This window comes from Xanthobacter oligotrophicus (assembly GCF_008364685.1).
In the GTDB taxonomy this organism is placed as follows: domain Bacteria; phylum Pseudomonadota; class Alphaproteobacteria; order Rhizobiales; family Xanthobacteraceae; genus Xanthobacter; species Xanthobacter oligotrophicus.
The window spans coordinates 1-4,333 of record NZ_VTTL01000025.1 but is presented as its reverse complement, the minus strand read 5'-3'; the positions used below and the strand labels follow the sequence as shown (position 1 = coordinate 4,333).

Here is a 4,333-nt window from a genome sequence, read left to right as displayed (position 1 = left end):
CCGCCACGTCGCGCCCGCCGGAGGTGTTGGCCAGCACGACGATGCGCCGGCGCCCGCCCTCGCGCAGGATCTGGTTCGGCCCGTCCGTCTCCGTCACCTCGGCGACCTGCGAGAGCGGCACCCAGCCAGAGGGCGTCTCGATCAGCAGGCCCGAAAGTCCCTCCGTGGTGCGCGCCGCATCGGGCAGGCGGACCACCACGTCGAAGCGCCGCGCGCCGTCCACGAGGCGGGAGACCACGCGGCCGTTGGAAAGCCGCTCCAGCGCGTCCGTCACCTGCGCGGGCTGGAGGCCGTAGAGGGCGGCGCGGCCATAATCCACGCGCACCGTCACTTCCGGCACGCGCACCTGCCGCTCCACCTGCAGGTCCGCAAGGCCGGGAATGCCGGCGAGGCGCCCCCGCAGGTCTTCCGCCGTAGTTCGCAGGGTATCGAGGTCGTCGCCGAACAGCTTCAGGGCGATCTCGGCCCGCACGCCGGAGAGCATGTGGTCCAGCCGGTGGGAGATGGGCTGGCCCAGGTTGAAGGCGGCCGGCAGCACCGCGAGGCGGTCGCGGATGTCGGCGGTGATCTCGGCGCGGCTGCGGGCGGAGGGTCCTAGATCCACCTCGATCTCGGAGGCATGGACGCCCTCGGCGTGTTCGTCGAGCTCGGCCCGGCCGGTGCGCCGACCCACCGCCTTCACCTCCGGCACGTCCAGGATGAGCTTTTCGGCGACAAGGCCCATGCGATGGCTCTCGGCGAGGGAAAGGCCCGGCCGGAAGGACATGGAGATGGTGAGCGAGCCCTCGTTGAACGGCGGCAGGAAGGCGCGCGGCAGGCCCACGGCGGCCGCCACCGCCGCGAGGAAGAGAAGCGCGGCTGCGCACATCACGAGGCGCTGGTGGCGGAAGGCGGCGGCGAGCAGGCCGGCGTATCCGCGCTTCAGACCCCGCACCAGCACGCTCTCCCGCTCCACATGGCGGCTGAGTGCGGGGAGCAGGTAAAAGGCGAGCACCGGCGTGAGCGTGACGGAGGTGACAAGGCTCGCGAGGATCGAGACGATATAGGCCTGCCCCAGCGGCGCGAACAGTCGCCCCTCGATGCCCGGCAGCGCGAACAAGGGCACGAACACCAGCACGATGATGAGCGTGGCGTAGACGATGCCGGAGCGCACCTCCCGGCTCGCCGCCACCACCACGTCGAATACCGGCCGCGGCGCCGCGGCGGCGGCATTCTCGCGCAGGCGGCGGAAGATGTTCTCCACGTCCACCACCGCGTCATCCACCAGCTCGCCGATGGCGATGGCGAGGCCGCCCAGCGTCATGGTGTTGATGGAGAGGCCGAAGGCGTGGAACACGATGGCCGTGGCGAGGATCGACACGGGTATAGCGGTGAGCGAGATGAAGGTGGTGCGCCAGTTGACGAGGAAAAGGAACAGCACCACGGCCACCACCGCCATGGCCTCCATCAGCACCTTTTCCACGTTGCCGATGGAGGCGGCGATGAAGTCGGCCTGCCGGAACACCGGCGGCGAAATGCGGATGCCGTTGGGCAGCGTGCGGTTCAGGTCGTTGACCGCGTCCTCCACCGCGCGGGTGAGGGCGATCGTGTCCACCTCCGGCTGCTTCTCCACCGAGACGATCACCGCCGGCCGGCCCATGTAGCCGGCATCGCCCCGCTTCATGCGGGCCGCGTAATCCACCTGCGCCACCTGGTGCAGGAAGACGGTGCCGCCGGCGGGGCGGGGCAGCACCAGCCCCTTCAGGTCGTCGAGGCTGAGGGTGCGGCCGATGTTGCGGATCAGGAACTCGCGCCCGCCATGGTCAGCAAAGCCACCGCCCGAATTGGTGCCGAACTGCGCCACCGCCTTTTCCAGCGCATCGAGGGAGATGCCATGGGCGCGCATGGCCGCAGGGTCCGGCGAAACGCGGAACTGCCGCACTTCCCCGCCCATGGGGATGACCTGCGCGATGCCGGGAATGGCGAGCAGGCGCGGGCGGATGATGAAGTCCGCCGCCTCGCGCACCGCCATGGGGGACGCAGTGTCGCTCGTCACCGCGAACATCAGGATCTGCCCCATGATGGAGCTGATGGGCCCCATCTGCGGGGCAACGTTCGCCGGCAGCCGGTCCCGCACCAAAGCGATGCGCTCGGCGATCTGCTGGCGGTCGCGGAAGATGTCGGTGCCGAAATCGAACTCCACATAGAGGACGGAGAGCCCCACCCCCGAGACCGAACGCAGGCGGATGAGGCCCGGCAGGCCGTTCATCGCCGTCTCCAACGGGAAGGTGACAAGCTGTTCCACCTCGGCCGGGGCAAGGCCCTCCGCCTCGGTCATGATGGTGACGGTGGGCCGGTTGAGGTCGGGCAGCACATCCACCGGCAGGCGGGTGACCGCAAAGGCGCCGGTGACCACCAGCACGAGGGACAGCGCCAGCACCAGCAGGCGGTTTTTGAGGGACTGGGTGACGAGGAAGCTGAACATCGGCCGGCCTCAGCGGATCTGGTCGATGAGTTCGGCGCCCTCGGTAACCACGCGGCGATCGGGCGGCAGGCCGGCCACCACCAGCACGCGGCCGGCATCGAGGGGCTCCGTCTTTACCTCGCGCGCAACGAAGCGCTCGGCTGCGACATGTTCATAGACGATGGCCTGACCGTTCGCCCCGCGCACCACCGCCGTGCGGGGGATGGCGATGCCCATGCGCGGGGCGCCGGCCTCCGCGAGGACCGTGAGAAACTGGCCTGGACGCAGCCCCTCGGCACCCGCGGTGACGGAAAACTGCAGCGGAACGGCCTGGCTGCGGTCGGACATCCCCGCGCCCAGAAAGGTGAGCGCGACGGAGCGGCCATCGGGCAATCGCCCGGAAGCCCCGGAGCGGCCCATGTCCGGCGAGAAACCCAGCGCCTCCACCCACAGCCGATCCGGATCGATGATGCGGAACACCACAGTGTTCGGGTCCGCCATCTGTCCCGCCACCGCGTCCGAGGTGGCGATGATGCCGGCAACGGGCGCGCGCAGCGCCTCCGGCTCGCGCTGCACCCGCTCCAGCGTGGCGCGGCGAGTCTGTAGACCCTTCAGCTCAATCTCCGTCTCCTCCACCTCGCGGCGGGTGACCGCGTTCTGGATAGCCGACAGGCGCTCATAGCGGCGCTTCACGATGGCGATCTGCTGGTCCAGCTCAAAGCCCTGCTGCTCCAGGTCCTTGAGGTCCGAGGCGCCGATGGGCGGGTGCACGAACGCGAGGATGTCGCCCGCCGCGACCTTGGTGCCGAGCGGCTTGAAGCCGCCCTGCGGCGGTGCCAGCCGCCCACCCACCGCCGTCTGCACGAGCCCGCTGGCATTGGCATCCGGCACCACCCGCCCCGGCAGTTCCACCGCGCGGGCATGGCTGGCGGAAGCCGTGACGATGGTGCGCACGCCGAGGATGCGCTGGCTGGGCTTCGGCACGATCACCGAGCCGTCGGGCAGGCGCTGGGCCGCATCGCGTGCGGAAGGCTTCGGCGTATCCGCGGCCTGCGCATCCGGCGGGAGCGCGGCGGAGGCAAGCCCCAGACCGGCAGCGAGAACGAGTGCCGCCGTGCGCCGCCGCAGCGACATCAAGAGCACGGCCGCGAGAAAGCCGATAACGACGCCGGCACCCAAGCCCAATTGCGATCCGCCCAGCAGCGCCAGCGCCGCCGGCGCAGTGGCTCTGGGGTCGGCCGTCACCGAAGCCGCAGGCACCGTGAGAGTGGTTGCGAGCACGTCCACCGTGCCGCCGGCCGTGACCGTGAAAGCGAGGTCGTGCGTGCCCGGCTTCGCGGCGAACGGAGCGGCAACCACATAGGTGCCGGGCTCCTCGGGCTTTGCGGTCTGCGCGCCTTCGGGCGTGTCCATTTCGATGGTCGCGCGGTCCACCGGCGCGTTGTCGGTGAAGCGGTCGAGGTGGATGGCGAGGATGCCGTCGCGCAGCACTGCCACCAGCTCGAAATCGGCGGAGGCGGCCTCGGCACGGGGGGCGAGAGACGTTACCTGAGGCGCGGCAGGCGCGCCGTGGTCGTGGCCTTCGTGCGCCATCGCGCCCGTCGCCAGCACCAGGCCGGCGAGAAGGGCCCACGACCCAAGGCCAACTCTCCGCATGAAATGACGCACCATCCTTCAACCCGTCCGATCCTCAATCCGGTACGGGAGCCAGATAGCGCACGGGCTGTCACGCCGCGTATCGCTTCTGTATCAGTTTGTTTCAGTCTGGAGCTTGGGCAGGCGCACTGTCGCGACGAGGCCGCCGCCGGCGCCGTTGGCGAGGGTCAGCGTGCCGCCATGGGCCTCGGCCACCGCACGGGCGATGGGAAGGCCGAGCCCCACCCCGCCGGT

Annotated in this window: 3 protein-coding genes; all 3 read right to left on the bottom strand. The window is 70.3% G+C overall.

From position 1 onward, the window contains the following. Positions 1 to 2,464 (bottom strand): efflux RND transporter permease subunit (locus FZ033_RS23845; protein WP_149578550.1); only part of this gene is annotated, 2,464 nt, incomplete at its 3' end. Between the two features lie 9 nt (positions 2,465 to 2,473). After that, a complete protein-coding gene (locus tag FZ033_RS23840) occupies positions 2,474 to 4,036 on the bottom strand; it encodes an efflux RND transporter periplasmic adaptor subunit (RefSeq protein WP_394026695.1) in 1,563 nt (520 codons plus the stop codon). A gap of 156 nt (positions 4,037 to 4,192) precedes the next feature. Continuing rightward, on the bottom strand, positions 4,193 to 4,324 hold the full coding sequence (locus tag FZ033_RS24475) for an ATP-binding protein (protein WP_331251206.1): 132 nt from the start codon (positions 4,322 to 4,324) through the stop codon (positions 4,193 to 4,195). Between the last annotated feature and the right edge of the window lie 9 nt (positions 4,325 to 4,333).

Excerpts from the sequence above, each read along its gene's own strand:
- FZ033_RS23840 (WP_394026695.1), bottom strand. The coding sequence starts at position 4,036 with ATGGCGCACGAAGGCCACGACCACGGCGCGCCTGCCGCGCCTCAGGTA.